The sequence below is a fragment of the Rahnella sp. PD12R genome (assembly GCF_019200965.1).
GTDB lineage: Bacteria > Pseudomonadota > Gammaproteobacteria > Enterobacterales > Enterobacteriaceae > Rahnella > Rahnella laticis.
Map to the genome: position 1 here is coordinate 299957 of NZ_JAHTMS010000007.1, position 15997 is coordinate 315953.

The 15997-nt window shown below is 57.2% G+C and carries 14 protein-coding genes; 4 read left to right on the forward strand and 10 right to left on the reverse strand.

Annotation, left to right across the window (positions count from 1 at the left end; translation table 11 throughout):
* Nucleotides 1–8 precede the first annotated feature (8 nt).
* The 3 genes from lsrD to lsrA are packed head-to-tail and all read right to left on the reverse strand — an operon-like array spanning nucleotide 9 to nucleotide 3678.
* Nucleotides 9–1031 (reverse strand): autoinducer 2 ABC transporter permease LsrD, encoded by a 1023-nt coding sequence (gene lsrD, locus KWG64_RS16090; protein ID WP_195823056.1) that lies wholly within the window; start codon nucleotides 1029–1031, stop codon nucleotides 9–11.
* Entirely contained in the window at nucleotides 1031–2107 is a 1077-nt protein-coding gene (gene lsrC, locus KWG64_RS16095) for an autoinducer 2 ABC transporter permease LsrC (RefSeq protein WP_195823055.1), read from the reverse strand. The genes lsrD and lsrC overlap by 1 nt, the downstream gene beginning before the upstream one ends.
* Complete coding sequence (gene lsrA, locus KWG64_RS16100) at nucleotides 2101–3678, reverse strand: autoinducer 2 ABC transporter ATP-binding protein LsrA (RefSeq protein WP_218522439.1); 1578 nt, start codon at nucleotides 3676–3678, stop codon at nucleotides 2101–2103. Before lsrA ends, lsrC begins: the two co-directional genes overlap by 7 nt.
* 231 nt (nucleotides 3679–3909) lie before the next feature.
* Here lsrA and lsrR point away from each other — a divergent pair, with 231 nt between their 5' ends.
* From lsrR to KWG64_RS16120, 4 genes are all read left to right on the forward strand, one after another.
* Nucleotides 3910–4884, forward strand: a complete 975-nt coding sequence (gene lsrR / locus KWG64_RS16105; RefSeq protein WP_195814614.1) for a transcriptional regulator LsrR — start codon at nucleotides 3910–3912, stop codon at nucleotides 4882–4884.
* A gap of 70 nt (nucleotides 4885–4954) precedes the next feature.
* A complete protein-coding gene (gene lsrK / locus KWG64_RS16110; protein WP_218522489.1) occupies nucleotides 4955–6547 on the forward strand; it encodes an autoinducer-2 kinase in 1593 nt (530 codons plus the stop codon).
* Between the two features lie 790 nt (nucleotides 6548–7337).
* Nucleotides 7338–7742 carry a CidA/LrgA family protein gene (locus KWG64_RS16115; RefSeq protein WP_152326924.1) on the forward strand — a complete coding sequence of 135 codons (405 nt, stop codon included), beginning with the start codon at nucleotides 7338–7340 and terminating at the stop codon, nucleotides 7740–7742.
* Nucleotides 7735–8430, forward strand: a complete 696-nt coding sequence (locus tag KWG64_RS16120; protein WP_104922277.1) for a CidB/LrgB family autolysis modulator — start codon at nucleotides 7735–7737, stop codon at nucleotides 8428–8430. Before KWG64_RS16115 ends, KWG64_RS16120 begins: the two co-directional genes overlap by 8 nt.
* 302 nt (nucleotides 8431–8732) lie before the next feature.
* Here the strand turns inward: KWG64_RS16120 and flgL are convergent, their stop codons facing one another.
* The 7 genes from flgL to KWG64_RS16155 all read right to left on the reverse strand — a co-directional run bounded on the left by flgL (nucleotide 8733) and on the right by KWG64_RS16155 (nucleotide 15995).
* A complete protein-coding gene (flgL, locus tag KWG64_RS16125; RefSeq protein WP_195814613.1) occupies nucleotides 8733–9695 on the reverse strand; it encodes a flagellar hook-associated protein FlgL in 963 nt (320 codons plus the stop codon).
* Nucleotides 9696–9722: 27 nt separating this feature from the next.
* Nucleotides 9723–11375 (reverse strand): flagellar hook-associated protein FlgK, encoded by a 1653-nt coding sequence (gene flgK / locus KWG64_RS16130; protein WP_195814612.1) that lies wholly within the window; start codon nucleotides 11373–11375, stop codon nucleotides 9723–9725.
* A gap of 141 nt (nucleotides 11376–11516) precedes the next feature.
* The gene (gene flgJ, locus KWG64_RS16135) at nucleotides 11517–12485 is read right to left on the reverse strand and encodes a flagellar assembly peptidoglycan hydrolase FlgJ (protein WP_195823052.1); all 969 of its coding nucleotides are present in this window, start codon (nucleotides 12483–12485) and stop codon (nucleotides 11517–11519) included.
* Nucleotides 12485–13591, reverse strand: a complete 1107-nt coding sequence (locus KWG64_RS16140; RefSeq protein ID WP_195814610.1) for a flagellar basal body P-ring protein FlgI — start codon at nucleotides 13589–13591, stop codon at nucleotides 12485–12487. The genes flgJ and KWG64_RS16140 overlap by 1 nt, the downstream gene beginning before the upstream one ends.
* 10 nt (nucleotides 13592–13601) lie before the next feature.
* Nucleotides 13602–14306 (reverse strand): flagellar basal body L-ring protein FlgH, encoded by a 705-nt coding sequence (locus KWG64_RS16145; RefSeq protein WP_152326918.1) that lies wholly within the window; start codon nucleotides 14304–14306, stop codon nucleotides 13602–13604.
* A 129-nt stretch (nucleotides 14307–14435) separates the two neighbouring features.
* The gene (gene flgG, locus KWG64_RS16150) at nucleotides 14436–15218 is read right to left on the reverse strand and encodes a flagellar basal-body rod protein FlgG (protein WP_104922283.1); all 783 of its coding nucleotides are present in this window, start codon (nucleotides 15216–15218) and stop codon (nucleotides 14436–14438) included.
* Nucleotides 15219–15239: 21 nt separating this feature from the next.
* Complete coding sequence (locus KWG64_RS16155) at nucleotides 15240–15995, reverse strand: flagellar basal body rod protein FlgF (protein ID WP_218522440.1); 756 nt, start codon at nucleotides 15993–15995, stop codon at nucleotides 15240–15242.
* Nucleotides 15996–15997: the final 2 nt, after the last annotated feature.

The window sequence follows — 15997 nt, forward strand, 5'->3', positions numbered from 1 at the left end:
ACCCCGGTTCATTTGGTGGATAAAGAAGGAGAAGACGCAGACCCGCGCTGGCGATAACGCTGGAAAACACTGCGGATAAGACCACGGTTGAGGCTGGCAGAACGGCCAATCACCACCAGAATCAGCAGCGCCCCCGAAAGCGCGCTGGACACCTGGCTGGATACGCCGACCATCTGTAAACCCTGCTGTAAGTATCCGATCAGCAGCGTCGCCAGCGCCGTGCCGAGAATGGAACCTGAACCGCCGTAAATATTGGCTCCGCCTAACACCACGGCGGTGATCGCGGGCATCAGCAAGGAGACGCCGAGATCAGAGCGCGCGGAACCGAAATAGGAGGTCATGATGATCGCCGCCACCGCCGACGCCAGCCCGGTCATGCCGTATAACGCAAACGCAGTGCGGCTGACCGGCAACGCGCCGTAACGCGCCACGCGGGCATTCTGGCCGATCAGAAAAACGTTGCGGCCGGTGCGGCTGCGGTGCATCAGCAGCCAGAAAAACAGCGTGGCGAGCAGGAAAATCAGCAGCGGCATCGGCAGGCCGAAAATCACCTGATTCGCAAAATTCGTAAACGCATCCGGGAAGTTACCAATGCCTTCAAAACCGGTCGCACCCGCCAGCCCGGAAAGCAACAACGCGCTGCCGCCAAACAGGTACAGCGTACCGAGGGTGATCACCAGCGGATTGACGCCGGTATAGAGAATAAGTGCCGCATTGAGCAGGCCGCAGGCCAGACCGAGCGCCAGCGTCAGAATGATGGCGAACGCCAGCGGAACCCCCGCCTGACACAACACGCCCAGCGCGATGGCACACAAGCCGATGGTCGAACCGAACGAAATATCAATCCCCCCGCTGACAATCACCAGCGTTAGCGGCAGCGCCACAATGCCGATGGTGATGAAGTCACTGGTGCTGAACAGCAGCGTACTGGCATCCAGCATGCGCGGGTTTGCGATGCCGAACAGCGCAATTTCAAGGATCAGCAGCGCCAGCAATGCCGCTTCCCAGCCGTAGTTGCGTAAGGAATTCATCACATCACTCCGCTTTTTTTACCGGTGCTTAACCGGCGTGTGAGATTTTTCGGCTGCGGGCTTTTATGTCCGGCAGATTTCTTCTGCACCGGCGGGCTGGCGGCCAGAAAACGGGCATATTTCTGACGGCGCAGGTTTTTCTGCAACGCCTGCCGCAACCGTCCGTCGAGTACCAGAACACCGAGCAATACCAGTCCGGCGATGAAGTCGTTCCACCACGCAGGCAGACGCAGCAACACCAGAACGCTGTCGATTTGCGTCAGGAAATAGGCGCCCAGCACCGCGCCAAGCAGCGAACCGGTGCCGCCGAGCAGGCTGATCCCGCCCAGCACGCAGGCCGCGATGGCTTTCATCTCCAACCCGCTGCCGGTCTGGTTAGGCACGAAACCAATTTGTGAGGCAAACACTATTCCGGCAATGGCAGCCATCACGCCGTTGATGCCAAACGCGAGAATGCGCACCCGGTTCACCGCCACGCCGAGCTGGCGTGCGCCCTGTAAGTTATCGCCCACCGCGTAAAAGCTGCGGCCAAACGCCGTCCGGCTGAGCACCCAGAACATCGCCACCAGCAGAACAATCACCAGCCAGCCGAGCGCGGAGACGTTAAGAAACACCGGAGCCGACAGGGATTTCAGCCCGGCGGGTAAGCCTTCAATCCATTTGCCGCCGGTCATGAGCAACATCAGGCCGCGGTATAATCCGAGCGTCCCCAGCGTGGCGACAATCGCCGGAATGCGCAGCCAGGCGACCAGTACACCGTTGAACAATCCCGCCAGCAAACCGGTGCCGAGTGTCAGTAAGCATGCCAGCGTCAGGTCAACGCCGCTGTTGAGCAAAACGCCGAGTGTCACCGCGCAAAGGCCGGTGATGGAACCGACCGAGACGTCAATGTTGCGCGTCAGCATGACCAGCGTCGCGCCCATCGCCAGCAGCATCAGGATCTGCGCGCTGCCGAAAATCATGCTCAGCGTCTGGAAGCTGAACGACTGGCTGTCCATCACGCCGAGCAGCGCAAACAACGCAATAATCGCCATCAGCGCGGTCAGTTCACGGTTGTTTTGGATCCGCTTCAGCATGAGGTTCCTCCGGTATCGGCCGTCTGGGGATGATTGCCAAAAGCAATGTGCATGATGTTGTTGACGTTGATTTCACTGCCCTGCAATTCGCCACTCATTTCGCCCTGATGCATGACGAAAACGCGGTCGGCCAGCCCTTCTATTTCGTCCAGATCCGATGAAATCAGAATGACCGCGACGTTCTGTTCCACGACGTTTCGCAGCAGCTGATAGATGTCGGCGCGGGCGGCAACATCTACGCCGCGCGTCGGTTCATCGACAATCAGCACTGCCGGTTGCGCTTCCAGACATTTGGCAATGAGCAGTTTTTGCTGATTCCCGCCGGAGAGCGTGCGCGCCGTTTGTGCGCCGTCGCGGTATTTAATGCCCAGTGCACGGTGATAACGCTCCAGTACCGCCGCCTCACGTTTGATATTCAGCCACCAGCTTTGCCGGTTAAACGTCAGCGACGTGGTGTTCCAGCTCAGCGGCGCATCGAGGTATAAGCCGGACGCCTGCCGGTCTTCCGGCAGATAGACCAGCCCCTTTTTCAGGCGTTGCACAGTGTTCAGCGCGCTGATGTCTTGCTGCATCAGAAGCACCTGACCACTTTGGGCATCACGCAGGCCGTACAGCGTTTCCGCCAGTTCGGTGCGCCCTGCGCCCACAACACCTGCCAGCCCGACGATTTCCCCGGCGCGGGCGCTAAATGAAATATTGATAAACCCTTCACCGGTGAGGTTCAGCACCTGTAAAGCCGGCTCGCGCCCCACCCGGTTTCCTGCCGACGCGTGGCGACGCGGTCCGGGTAAATCCAGCCACAGTTTTTGTTCCGCCGGTAAGGCGGCGTCCTGCGTGTGCGGCGTGATGGCACGAATTAAGGCGTCGTTATCCAGCCCGGTGAGCGTTCCGCTCAGGGCAATTTTGCCGTCGCGCATGACGCTGACGCGGTCACTGATGGCGCGGATCTCAGGCAGTTTGTGCGAGATAAACACCACGCCCACGCCGCCCGCCGTCAGATGACGAACCTGAGTGAATAACCGGGCGGATTCCGCCGGTGTCAGCGAGGCCGTCGGTTCATCGAGGATCAGCAGACGGGCGTCGCGCATCAGCCCGCGGAGGATTTCCACCAGTTGCTGATCGGCGACTTCTAATGTGCCCGCCAGTGCGCCGAGCGGCAGATTGCAGCCCAGCTCCGTCAGGGTTTGTTGCAGCTTTTTCTCGCTGTTCTGGTGCGCCGGTAAACGGAAGAGGATGTTTTCGCGCACGGTCAGGCTGGGAAATAGCATCGGTTCCTGCGGCACCAGATAAATTCCGGCCTGATGCGCTTTCGCAGGCGAGCGTGCCAGCAGCGGTTCACCGTTTAACAGCATCGTGCCGCAGTCTGCGGTTTCAACACCGGCAATGATTTTCATCAGCGTGGATTTCCCCGCGCCATTACCGCCGAGCAGCGCATGCACTTCGCCGCGTTGCAGGCTGAAATCGATATCTTTCAGCACCGCCACGCCGGAAAAGCTTTTACTGACATCGCTCACTTCCAGCAGTGGCGCGGCAGATATCGGGGAATGTGCTGAATGCTCGCTGTGTTGCATACATCAACCTCAGGCCAGATACACTTAATGAACAAATGTATTTATCATTTAACATTGTTCATAAACCTAGTCTGACACGCTGAGGAAAACTTTTGCGCTGATCACAGTTTGTTCAACTCATAGAGTCTGCGATATGATTCAACCAGAATTCATTTGGAATTTGCCAAACACATCACAGTTAACAACATTTCGTTAACGAACAATTGATCTACATTTTGATAAGTGTTCACTATGAATGATAAGACAACGCTTTCTGATCTGACTAACCATCCGGAATTCAGCATGGGCGAAGAGGAACTGCTGGCGCGCACCGCCTGGTTCTATTACCACGACGGTCTGACCCAGAATGAGATTGGTGAACGACTTGGCCTGACGCGGCTGAAAGTGTCGCGTCTGCTGGAAAAAGGCCGGCAATCCGGGGTGATCCGCGTGCAAATCAACTCGCGGTTTGAGGGGTGTCTGGCGCTGGAAAACACTCTGCTCGAACGTTTTGGTTTGCAGCAGATCCGCGTCCTGCCGCAGCTTGCCGACGGTTCGCTGAGTGCCCGTCTGGGTGTCGGCGCGGCGCATATGCTGATGACGTTGCTGAAACCTGAACAACTGCTGGCGGTCGGATTTGGCGAAACGGCCATGAGCACGCTGCAACATCTGAGCGGCTTTATCGCCTCGCAGCAGATCAGGATGGTCACGCTTTCCGGCGGTGTCGGCCCGTATATGACCGGCATCGGGCAGCTCGATGCGGCCTGCGGCGTCAGCATTATTCCCGCGCCGTTGCGTGCCTCATCGGCCAGCGTGGCGGCGATTTTCCGGCAGGAACGCAATGTTCATGACGTGATGCTGGCGGCCTGCGCGGCGGATATTGCGGTGGTCGGCATCGGTTCGCTGAACCAGAAACAGGAAGCGACGATCCTGCGCTCCGGTTATATCAGCGAGGGGGAGCAGTTGTTATTTGGCCGCAAAGGCGCGGTCGGCGACATCCTCGGCTTCTTTATGCAGCGCAGCGGCGAGCTGGCGGAAAACATGGCGATCCACGATGAACTGATCGCCGTCGCCCCCGCCGATCTGGCCAGTATTCCGACCGTTTTAGGCGTGGCAGGCGGCGTCGAGAAAGCCGAAGCCATCGTCGCAGCGCTGAAAGGCAAACGAATTAACGCACTGGTTACTGAAGAGAGCACAGCAAGAGCCATGCTGGCGTTGCTCGACTGACCCGCAGGGAGTGAGGGGTGTGGCGGTCAGGTAAACGGTGCCCGATAAACTGGCACGAGAGAACGTAGCGATGACCTCTACCCTGAACTCTGACGACGATCGTAGCTATTTAATGGCGCTGGATGCCGGTACCGGCAGTATCCGGGCGGTGATTTTCAATCTCGAAGGCGAACAGATTGCCGCCGGACAGGCCGAATGGATCCATCTGGCGCTGCCGGATGTGCCCGGCTCTATGGAGTTTGATCTGCATAAAAACTGGCAACTGGCCTGCCAGTGTATCCGCCAGGCGCTGCACGAAGCGCATCTCCCCGCCTCCGCCATCCGGGCCGTCGCCGCCTGTTCGATGCGCGAAGGGATTGTGCTTTATGATAAATCCGGCGAACCAATCTGGGCCTGCGCTAACGTCGATGCCCGCGCCAGCCGTGAAGTTTCCGAACTGAAAGAAATCCACGATTTCGAATTTGAACGCGAAGTGTATGAATGCTCCGGCCAGACGCTGGCGCTCAGCGCCATGCCGCGCCTGCTGTGGCTGGCGCACCATCGGCCAGATATTTACCGTCAGGCCGCAACCGTCACCATGATCAGCGACTGGCTGGCCTATATGCTCAGCGGCGAGCTGGCGGTTGACCCGTCTAACGCCGGCACCACCGGCATGCTGGATCTGGCGACCCGCAACTGGCGGCCTGAGCTGTTAGACATGGCCGGGCTGCGCGCCGATATGCTTTCCCCCGTCGCCGAAACCGGTACGCGTCTGGGCTACGTGACTGCCAGCGCAGCGGAACTCAGCGGCCTGAAAGCCGGAACCCCCGTCGGCATGGGCGGCGGCGATGCCCAGCTCGGTACGCTTGGTTTAGGGCTGGTGCGCCCCGGTCAGACCGCCGTTTTAGGCGGCACTTTCTGGCAGCAGATTGTGAATTTACCGGAGCCGGTCACCGATCCGGAGATGAACATCCGCGTCAATCCGCACGTCATTCCCGGCATGGCGCAGGCCGAATCCATCAGTTTCTTTACCGGCCTGACGATGCGCTGGTTCCGCGATGCGTTCTGCACCGAGGAGAAAACTCTCGCCGGAAGGCTGGGCGTGGATGCTTACAGCCTGCTCGAAGACATGGCTGCGCGCGTGCCGGTGGGTTCGTGGGGTGTGACGCCGGTCTTCTCCGATGCGATGCATTTCAAAAACTGGTATCACGCCGCGCCGTCGTTTATCAATCTGTCCATCGACCCGGAGAAGTGCAACAAACCGACGCTGTTCCGCGCGCTCGAAGAAAACGCCGCCATCGTCTCGGCCTGTAATCTGGATATGATCGCCCGCTTTTCCGGCGTGCGCGCAAAATCGCTGGTGTTCTCCGGCGGTGGTTCGAAAGGAAAACTGTGGTGTCAGATTCTGAGTGACGTCACCGGCGTTCCGGTTAACGTGCCGGTCGTGAAAGAAGCCACCGCGTTGGGCTGCGCAATTGCAGCCGGTGTCGCGGCAGGTGTTTATACCTCGCTGGTCGGGACCGGAGAAGCGCTGGTGCGCTGGGAACGGGAATATCAGCCGGACGTGGCGAATCACGCGAAGTATCTGGTGCAGAAAGCCAACTGGCAGGAAGTGTACGCGGATCAGCTGAGGCTTGTTGACAGGCAACTGACGACGTCGATGTGGAAAGCACCCGGGTTGTGATGCCTGAGGGTGGGTTGCCACCCAAACTGGCTTAAAAACAAAGCCAAATTCAAGACCTTGGGCTCGCCGCCCAAACTGGCCCAAAGGGCGCGTTAACGCGCGCGCCCTCTGGACACCCGCGCTTTTTAACTGCGCGCTGCCGCTTGTAAAGTATGTTTCAGCAACTCCGGCTATTGCCGCAAACGCCGCCGCTGCGCGGTACTTTCGCTTCGGGTTCGAACCTGCTCGAAAAAAACCTCTCGCTGTTTCTCACCACTCTCTCAACGTCGTTTTGAAAGCGGCCAAAGGCTATGTAATTCGGAAGATAGATGCAGGCTGATTTTGAATTGAAAAAGCCTCCAGCTGCTTTCAGAAAGCTTGCTGAATTACATAGCCATTGGCCGCTTTCAGAAATCTTGCCGAGCGAAGTGTTTCGAGACCTGTGGCTCGAAACCGAGTAAGGGAACCGCGCAGCGGCAAGTTTTCGCGGCAATAGCTGTGGTTGCTGAAACATAGCCAGCGAGCGATAGCGCGCAGTAAAAAAGACGTGGAGATTCCAAAGAGGCCCCGTCCTGGGCCTCTTTGGTCGGTTTCGGCGCAGCGCGTTAAGTGATCACTGCTATTGAGAAACCGAAACTTGCACCAGCCCGCTTTTGAAAAGCGTAATTGCGGCGATCTCCGCAATTGAAAATCGCAATGCGGCGATCTCCGCAATCGCATACACTTCATTCCGAAATTTCATACTTGGTTATGTGGCGCAGATCACATCTTAATTGTATGATGAATGCATCATTCAAGCGGGCAAATCACTATGAACAACGCATTATCTCTGGCTTTCCACTATATCCGGGCATTTATCCTGATATACCTCTGTCTGTTCGCCGGGAACGCGATTTCATCTCTTTTACCGATCACTATTCCCGGCAGCATCATCGGGATGCTGATCCTGTTCGGGCTGCTTTCCACGCAAATTCTGCCGTTTAAATGGGTCAAACCGGGCTGCAATGTTCTCATCCGTTATATGGCGTTGCTTTTCGTGCCCATCGGCGTCGGGGTGATGAATTACTACGAACAGCTGCGGACACAGTTCGGTCCGCTGGTGGTGTCTTGTCTGGTGAGTACGATTATTGTGCTGCTGGTCGTCGCCTATTGTTCCCACTATATTCATGGCGATCGCGGTGCGGTGACTGACAAGGCGGAGAAGAAAAATGATTGATATTCTGTGGTCACTTCCGCTGACGCTGCTGGTGTTTTTCGCCGCACGCAAGCTGGCAATCAAACTCAAAATGCCGTTACTCAATCCGCTGCTGATGTCGATGGTGATTATCATCCCTCTGCTGCTGGTCACGAACATCCCTTACACACGCTATTTTGCCGGCAGTAAAATTCTCAACGATTTGCTGCAACCCGCCGTTGTCGCGCTGGCGTTTCCGCTTTACGAGCAACTGCACCAGATCCGCGCACGGTGGAAATCCATCATCAGCATCTGTTTTATCGGCAGCATCGTGGCGATGACCACCGGGACCGCGATTGCGTTATGGATGGGGGCGACGCCGGAAATAGCCGCGTCAGTAATGCCTAAATCCGTCACCACGCCGATTGCGATGGCCACCGCGCAATCCATTCACGGTATTCCGGCCATCAGCGCCGTGTGCGTTATCTTTGTCGGGATCCTGGGCGCAGTCTTCGGCCACAGCATTCTGAACGTGCTGAAGATCACCACCAAAGCCTCACGCGGTCTGGCGATGGGCACCGCCTCTCACGCACTCGGCACCGCCCGCTGCGCAGAAATGGATTATCAGGAAGGCGCGTTCAGCTCGCTGGCGCTGGTGATTTGCGGGATTATCACCTCCCTCCTCGCCCCGTTCCTGTTCCCCGTCCTGCTCGCATTATTTGGCCATTAAGCCGTTTCATTGATCACCTTTTCCTCGAAATATTCCGGATTGGATCAAGGCGGCAACTGAGCAAATCCCCGGGAGCATACAATAAGTATGTGACCGGGGTGAGCGAAGGCGCCAACGCTGAGCCAGTTCGGAATATGAAGAGGAAAAAATGTATGTCGCCCAACCTTAGAAAGACGACATACAAAGCTGAAGGTACCCGGTTTAAGTACAATCAGAAAAGGGCCTGCGTGTCTGCTTTAGCCACAGACGGCAGTCGATAACGAAGAGAGTAAGCGGGCGCGTCAGGTGACGCGCCGGAAGAATTACGAATTCATCTGGAACAGGGACATCCCCTGCATGGCACTGTAGGTTTTGTAAGAGGCCTGAAGCGCGACCTGTTGCAGCGTGTACGTCGAAATTGCGGATGTCCATTCGGTATCGACCAGATTACTGAGTTTGGTCGAGTTTGCCACGTCGCGGTTATCCCCGAGCGTATCCAGATTGTCCAGTTCGCTCATCTGAGTCCCCAGCTCTGAACGCACAGACAGCACGTTGTTGAGTGAGTTGCTCAGGCCGCGGTTGGCTTTGCCGATCGCATCTGAATATTCGGTATCAGACGTGTAATCCGCAGAAGGCGTTTTCAACGCAGTCAGCGCACCGTCGATGGTTTTGAAGATATCGGATTCGCTGGCAGAGCCATCGGGTTCCGCTTTCGCATCACCGGTTAAGGAATCGAAAACCTGATTGCCGGTATGGCTGATGGTCATGGTACGGCTGGCATCAACCTGCTGGGTCAGCGCCGTCGTGCCACCGGTATAGGTTACGGCACCGGTCGTCGCGTCCTGCGTGTACGGCGGCGTATCACTTTTGTAACCGGCAAAAATGTAACGGCCATTACCGTCGGTGCTGTTTGCCAGGTTCAGCAGCTGAGATTTCAGGCTTTCCAGTTTGGTCGCCAGTGAGGAACGGTCGTCGTCGCTCAGGGAACCGTCACCGGCCTGAACGATCAGCGTCTGCGCATCCTGAATGGTGGATGTCACGCTGCTTAACGTCGATTCTTCCTGACTCATGCTCTGGTTGGCAAAGGTACGCGCCACAGAATACTGCGCGTTTTCTGCCTGTGCCTGACGAACCAGTACGGCCTGCGAAGCAGCCAGCGGATCATCAGAAGGCTTGCTGACTTTCGAGCCGGTGGACAGCTGTAAACCGGTCGCCTGGAAACGGTTCTGACCATCTAACACCGCGTTCATGTTCTGGTCGTAAATCATGTTGGTACTAAGGCGCATGGCATCAGTTCCTTATCAGTTCAAAGATCAGCGAATGTTGATGATCGCGTCAAAGATGGTCGAAGCAGTCTGCACAACCTGCGCGTTCGCCAGATAATATTGCTGGTAACGTTGCAGATCGCCGTATTCTTCATCGAGGTTAACCCCGGAGATAGACTGCTGTTGCGTGGTCAGTTGCGTCACGATATTGGCCTGCGCCGTGCTGGTGGTGGTCAGCGTGGCAACCTGGTTACCGACGTTACTCACCAGGCTGGCATACGCGCCGGTCAGGGTAGATTTACCTTCCACCAGTTTTGCGGTTTGCAGGTTCAGCAATTTCTGCGCATTGGTGTTATCGCTGACGCCGCTGTCTGCTGCGCCTGCGGCGGCAATCAGCGAAGAATCATTGATGGCGACATTAATGCTGCCGGCAACGTTGCTCACCGTTTTGATGGTGATGCTGTCGTTGGTGGCTGGCGTTCCGGTGACGGAAACGGATAAGCCGTCAAAGTCCATCGTCGGATTACCGCTGCTGTCGGTGCCTGCCGTTGGCGTAATGGTTGCGCCATCGGATACGCGGGTCACTTTCCACGCGCTGCCGTCGTACGCCATGGTGTAATCGCTGGCTTTCACGGCCGTGGTGTCTTTATAAGCCACGCTCACATCGGCAGTGCCGGTGTTTTTGGTATTCGCCACCGTGGTTGCGCCGGTGAACGAGAAGAAATCTGTACCGGCGTCGCCGTTGAGATCAAAACCGGCTTTGTTGGTGGTGTTGAACGCATCGGCCATGGACAGCGCAAGCTGGCCCAGCTGGTTGATCGCCGGTTCCAGGTTGTCTTTGCGGAATGCCAGCGTGCCGCCGAGTGTTCCGGTGGTCAGACGGCTTTCCTGAAGCTGTGTCACCGAGCCATCAGGCTGGGTCATGCCGACCGTCAGTTTTGACGGATCCGCGCTGGATGCCATCGCCACAACGGTTTTCGCCGTTCCACCGCTCACCAGCGGCGCACCGTTGGCGAAGGAGACGTTGTACGTGTCACCGTCCTGCTGCGTGACGGTCACACCGGTAATATTATTGAGCTGGCTGACCAGCTGATCGCGCTGATCGAGCAGGGCATTCGGTTCCTGCCCTGTGCTGCCGCGCGTCGCGGTAATCTGATTGTTTAACTTGGCAATCTGCGCCGCATAGGTGTTGATCTGGTCAACGTTCTGCGTGATTTGCTGGTTAACGGCGGTATTCATGTCGCTCAGGTATTTCGCCGAGCTGTTGAACTGCGCGGTTAAGCCCTGCGCTTCACCCAAAACCGCCTGACGCGCCGAGCTGTCGCTGGCGTTACTGGTCAGGGTTTGCAGGCCCTTGAAGAAGGTTGCCATGGTGGCATCGATGCCGGTTGAGCTGTCACCCAGCAAATCATCGATGGAGCTGGCCTGATCAAGCTGCGTTGACAGCGCACTGCCTGTCGCGCTCGCGCCCAGCAGTTGCTTCACGACAAAAGAGTTGTACTCACGGTTCACGCCCGTCACCGTCACACCATTGCCAATATACCCGGCAGACGTCGACGTCCCGTTGCTCTGAGTGATGATGGCAGTCTGGCGGTTATAACCGGCTACGCTGACGTTAGCGATGTTGTTGCCGGTGGTACTGAGCGCGGCCTGCGCTGCGTTCAGTCCGCTCATTGCGGTATTAATTAAGCTACTGGACATGAGTGACCTTTTGGCTGCCGGTGACTTTTTTACCACCGTGTAATTAAGGGAACTGAAACGGGGCTTTCCCCTTTTCCCATTCTTAACGTGTTATCGGCCTGTACGGCTAAAACTTGAGAAAAAAAACACGCTTTTGCGGCACTAAAAAATATCTTTTAAATCATGGCTGTAAGCTTTCACAGCCTGCTCGCCCGCGCCTTTGATTTTCTGGATCACACTGACCAGTTTGTCGGCGTAATTCGGATCCGTCGCATAGCCCGCGCGTTGCAGTGCATGTGCGGCCTGTTCAGGCGTATTTGCGGACGCCACCTGGGCGTAGCGCGGGTTGTTGGTGAGCAGTTTGATGTAGTCGCTGATCGCTTCCACGTAAGAGCCGTAAACACGGAAACTGGCCTGAACTTTTTTCGCCACGCCGTTGGCGTATTCCGTGGTGGTGATATTGGTCGTCGGGCCTTCCCAGCTGCTGCCCGCTTTGATGCCGAACAGGTTGTAGCTGCGTTTACCGTCGGCGGTTGGAATTTCGCGCTGACCCCAGCCCGATTCCAGCGCAGCCTGCGCCACAATCAGCTGATGAGAAATGCCGCTGTCTTTACTCGCCACCTGCGCCGGAATGCTCAGGCTGGAGACGAACTGGCCGCTGTCGGTTGGCAGTGGCGCACCGCCGGTGGTGCGATCCGGCGCGGTCGGAATGACTTTACGCAGATACTGTTCCATCGCCTGAATGGGCATGGTTTTCAGCACTTCGCCGTCGAGCGCCATCGGCGTGGTGCCCGCCAGTTCCGACGGCTGTTTTGAGCCGCCGGTCAGCTGTTCCACCATCATGTCGGCCATGCCCAACCCTTTGTCGGACATGTCCTGTGCAATTTGCTGATCGTACATCGATGTATAAAGCTTGGTGGACTGGTTATCGAGGATCCCGCCCTGCGGCAGCGCCTGACGCATGCTTTTCAGCATCATCTGCACGAAGACGCCTTCGAACTGTTTGGCGACTTCTTTGATGTGGGCCTGCGGATCCTGCGAAACGTCCCGCTTCAGTTTGTTCAGGGAATTCGTGTCATACGCCGCACCCTGCGGATCAAACGCCCCTGACATCGACATCAGATCGCTCATCAGATAATTTCCAAATCAGCACGCAGGCAACCGGCTGTTTTCATCGCCTGCAGGATGGACATCAGATCGATAGGCGTCGCGCCTAACGCGTTAAGTGTGCGGACCACGTTGTTCAGGCTGGCGCTCGAACGCACCTGCTGAATAGAACCGCCGGACTGACGGACGGAAATATTGGTATTTGGCGTCACGACGGTCTGGCCTCCGCCAAATGGCGTATTCGGCTGGCTGACGTCGTTCTGGCGATCGACCACCACGGACAGATTGCCCTGTGCCACGGCGCAGCTGTCGAGGGTGACGTCGCGGTTCATCACCACCGAGCCGGTACGGGAGTTGATGATCACTTTCGCGTCCATCGGCCCGACGTTGACTTCGATGTTCTGAATCTGCGCCAGAATACGCACCTGCGAGGTGTTGCCGCGCGGCACGATGACCTGAATATTGCGCGAATCCAGCGCTGAGGCGGAGCCCAGCCCCTGACGGTTAATGGCGTCACTGACCTGCTGCGCCAGATTGAAATCTTCATCATTGAGTTGCAGGCTAATCACGCCTTCCGTACCAAACGTGCTTGGCAGTTCGCGTTCAATGGTCGCCCCGCCGGTAATACGGCCACCGGAAACCTGGTTAACCGTGACGCTGCTGCCACCGGCAGAAGCCCCGGCACCGCCGACCAACACGTTACCCTGCGCCAGCGCGTAAACCTGATTATCGACGCCTTTCATTGGCGTCATCAGCAAGGTTCCGCCGCGAATACTTTTGGCGTTACCCATTGAGGAAACCACGACATCAATCGCCTGCCCGGCGCGTGAAAATGGCGGCATTTTGGCGGTGACCATCACGGCTGCCACGTTTTTCAGCTGCATGTTTGTGCCCGCCGGAACGGTGATCCCTAACTGGGACAACATGTTGGTCAGCGTCTGGGTAGTAAACGGCGTCTGCGTGGTCTGGTCACCGGTTCCGTCGAGGCCAACGACTAAGCCGTAGCCGATCAGGGCGTTATCACGCACGCCTTGTACCGTCGTCAGATCACGAATACGGTCGGCGGATGCGGGCAGTACCACCAGGGCGGACATTGCCAGACAGATAACACCGGAAAGTAGTTTTCGCATGATTGCCTCGTTATAACGGCGATAAGTTTAGGAAGAACCGCTGCAACCAGCCCATGTTCTGCGCTTCATTGATGTAGCCGTTGCCCACGTATTCGATGCGCGCATCAGCCACTTGCGTGGAGATAACGGCGTTGGCACCGCTGATGGTGCGCGGGTTGACCACACCGGAGAACCGGATAAATTCGGTTCCCTGATTAATTTCGATTTGTTTTTCACCGACAACTTTCAGGTTGCCGTTAGCCAGCACTTCCGCAACCGTCACGGTCAGCGTGCCGCTGAAGGTGTTGTTGGCCGCCGCGCCGCCTTTCCCGGCGAAGGTGTTGGCACCGCTCATGTCGACATCGGCGCGCGCATTGCCGAACAGACCTTCCAGATAACGGGGTGCGGTGGCTGCACCAAAGGTGGTTGACCCGTTGCGGCTGGCGTTGGCGGAGGAGCTTTTGCTCGCACTCACGTTTTCCTGCAAGACGATGGTCAGTGTGTCACCGACGTTACGTGGACGGCGGTCTTCAAACAGAGGCTGATAACCATAGTTCATCGGCTGAACGGACTGGAAAATCGAACCGTTGGGAACCGGCGGTGCGGCAGGTGCAGGCGCGGCGGACGTTGCGCCGGGTACCAGCGGAGTATGGGGCATATACGCACAGCCATTCGCCAGTAACGTGACTAACAGCGGCAGCACCAGCTTGCCTGGTCGGTCTGTATAAGAAGTCATTACCGACGTTATTTTTTTGGTCACCACAGTTATCGCCTTAAAAAAATCGACCTGGTAGGGATCTGAACCGGTTCAGGGCAGAAGCAAATTTGCCCCTGCCCTCTTATTTTTCTTACCACCACAAAAAACTTACAGCTGCGAAAGTTTTTGCAGCATTTCGTCCGACGTGGACACCGCTTTACTGTTGATTTCGTAAGCACGCTGCGTCTGGATCATGTTGACCAGCTCTTCCGCCACGTTGACGTTAGAGGTTTCGACATAACCCTGATACAACAGGCCGGCACCGTTCAGACCCGGCGTGCTGTCTGTTGGCGCGCCGGAACTTTGGGTTTCCTGGTACAGGTTTTCACCCATAGATTCCAGGCCGCTGTTGTTGATGAAGGTGCTCAGCGTCAGCTGGCCGACCTGCTGTGCAGCGGTCTGGCCCTGCACGGTCACGCTGACGATACCGTCACGACCGACGGTCATGCTCAGGGCATTCGCCGGAACGGTGATCGCAGGGATGATCTGGTAGCCGCTGGAAGTGACCAGCTGGCCGTTCTGATCAACCTGGAAAGAGCCGTCGCGGGTATAGGCGGTGGTGCCATCCGGCAGCTGCACCTGGAAGAAACCTTCGCCTTTGATCGCGATGTCTTTACTGTTGCTGGTCTGCGACAGGTTGCCCTGTGAGAACAGACGCTCGGTCGATACCGGACGAACACCGGTACCGATTTGCAAACCGGAAGGCAGGTTCGTCTGTTCGGAAGATTGCGCACCCGGCTGACGGACTGTCTGGTACAGCAAGTCTTCGAAAACCGCACGCTGGCGTTTGAAGCCGTTGGTGCTGACGTTCGCCAGGTTGTTGGCGATAACATCCATGTTGGTCTGCTGGGCATCCAGCCCGGTCTTCGCAATATATAGCGATGGGATCATGTCATTACTCCTCTGCCATCATCAGCTCATTGACAGCAGATTGTTGGCACTCTGTTCATTTTCATCGACGCTGTGGATGACTTTCATCTGCATCTCAAAGCGGCGTGCGTTGGCTATCATGTCAACCATGGTCGAAACCGGATCCGCGTTACTGCCTTCAAGTGTTCCGGGCATAACGTGGATGGTCGGATCGGCCTGCAATGTCGCGCCCCGGGCTTGCGCCGTCGCGGCGGTCGGACGGAACATGCCGTCGTCTCCGCGGGTCACTTCATTGCCAGCCGCCTTCACCAGTTTCAGTTTGCCGAGCTGCCCCATGGTGTTGGGATCAGCGCCGGCTTCCAGGACAGCAATGGTCCCGTCCGCAGAAATCGTGAGCTGAGACTGCGGCGGAACTTCGATTGGCCCGTTATCGCCCATCACCGGATGACCCTGAATGGTCAGCTGGTTGGCAGGTGAGACCTGCATGTCGCCGTTGCGCGTGTACGCTTCAGTGCCATCAGGCATCTGCACCGCCAGGAAACCATCCTGCTGTAAAGCCACATCCAGCGGACGGCCGGTGTAGTTAAGTTTCCCCTGAGTCATGTCTGCGCCCGGTGTGGACGCCGTGACCAGCGTACGCGTTTGCAGGCTTTCGCCATCCACCGGTACGGCGCGCATGGCTAAAAGCTGTGCGCGAAAGCCCGGTGTGGAGGCGTTAGCCAGGTTACTTGACGTGACCGACTGCTGAACCAGCGTCTGGCTGGCTGCGCCGCTCGCGGTGTAGATAGCGCGATCCATAG

Coding starts and splice junctions, on each gene's coding strand:
- lsrD (WP_195823056.1), bottom strand. CDS start 1,031: ATGAATTCCTTACGCAACTACGGCTGGGAAGCGGCATTGCTGGCGCTG.
- lsrC (WP_195823055.1), bottom strand. CDS start 2,107: ATGCTGAAGCGGATCCAAAACAACCGTGAACTGACCGCGCTGATGGCG.
- lsrA (WP_218522439.1), bottom strand. CDS start 3,678: ATGCAACACAGCGAGCATTCAGCACATTCCCCGATATCTGCCGCGCCA.
- lsrR (WP_195814614.1), top strand. CDS start 3,910: ATGAATGATAAGACAACGCTTTCTGATCTGACTAACCATCCGGAATTC.
- lsrK (WP_218522489.1), top strand. CDS start 4,955: ATGACCTCTACCCTGAACTCTGACGACGATCGTAGCTATTTAATGGCG.
- KWG64_RS16115 (WP_152326924.1), top strand. CDS start 7,338: ATGAACAACGCATTATCTCTGGCTTTCCACTATATCCGGGCATTTATC.
- KWG64_RS16120 (WP_104922277.1), top strand. CDS start 7,735: ATGATTGATATTCTGTGGTCACTTCCGCTGACGCTGCTGGTGTTTTTC.
- flgL (WP_195814613.1), bottom strand. CDS start 9,695: ATGCGCCTTAGTACCAACATGATTTACGACCAGAACATGAACGCGGTG.
- flgK (WP_195814612.1), bottom strand. CDS start 11,375: ATGTCCAGTAGCTTAATTAATACCGCAATGAGCGGACTGAACGCAGCG.
- flgJ (WP_195823052.1), bottom strand. CDS start 12,485: ATGAGCGATCTGATGTCGATGTCAGGGGCGTTTGATCCGCAGGGTGCG.
- KWG64_RS16140 (WP_195814610.1), bottom strand. CDS start 13,591: ATGCGAAAACTACTTTCCGGTGTTATCTGTCTGGCAATGTCCGCCCTG.
- KWG64_RS16145 (WP_152326918.1), bottom strand. CDS start 14,306: ATGACTTCTTATACAGACCGACCAGGCAAGCTGGTGCTGCCGCTGTTA.
- flgG (WP_104922283.1), bottom strand. CDS start 15,218: ATGATCCCATCGCTATATATTGCGAAGACCGGGCTGGATGCCCAGCAG.
- KWG64_RS16155 (WP_218522440.1), bottom strand. CDS start 15,995: ATGGATCGCGCTATCTACACCGCGAGCGGCGCAGCCAGCCAGACGCTG.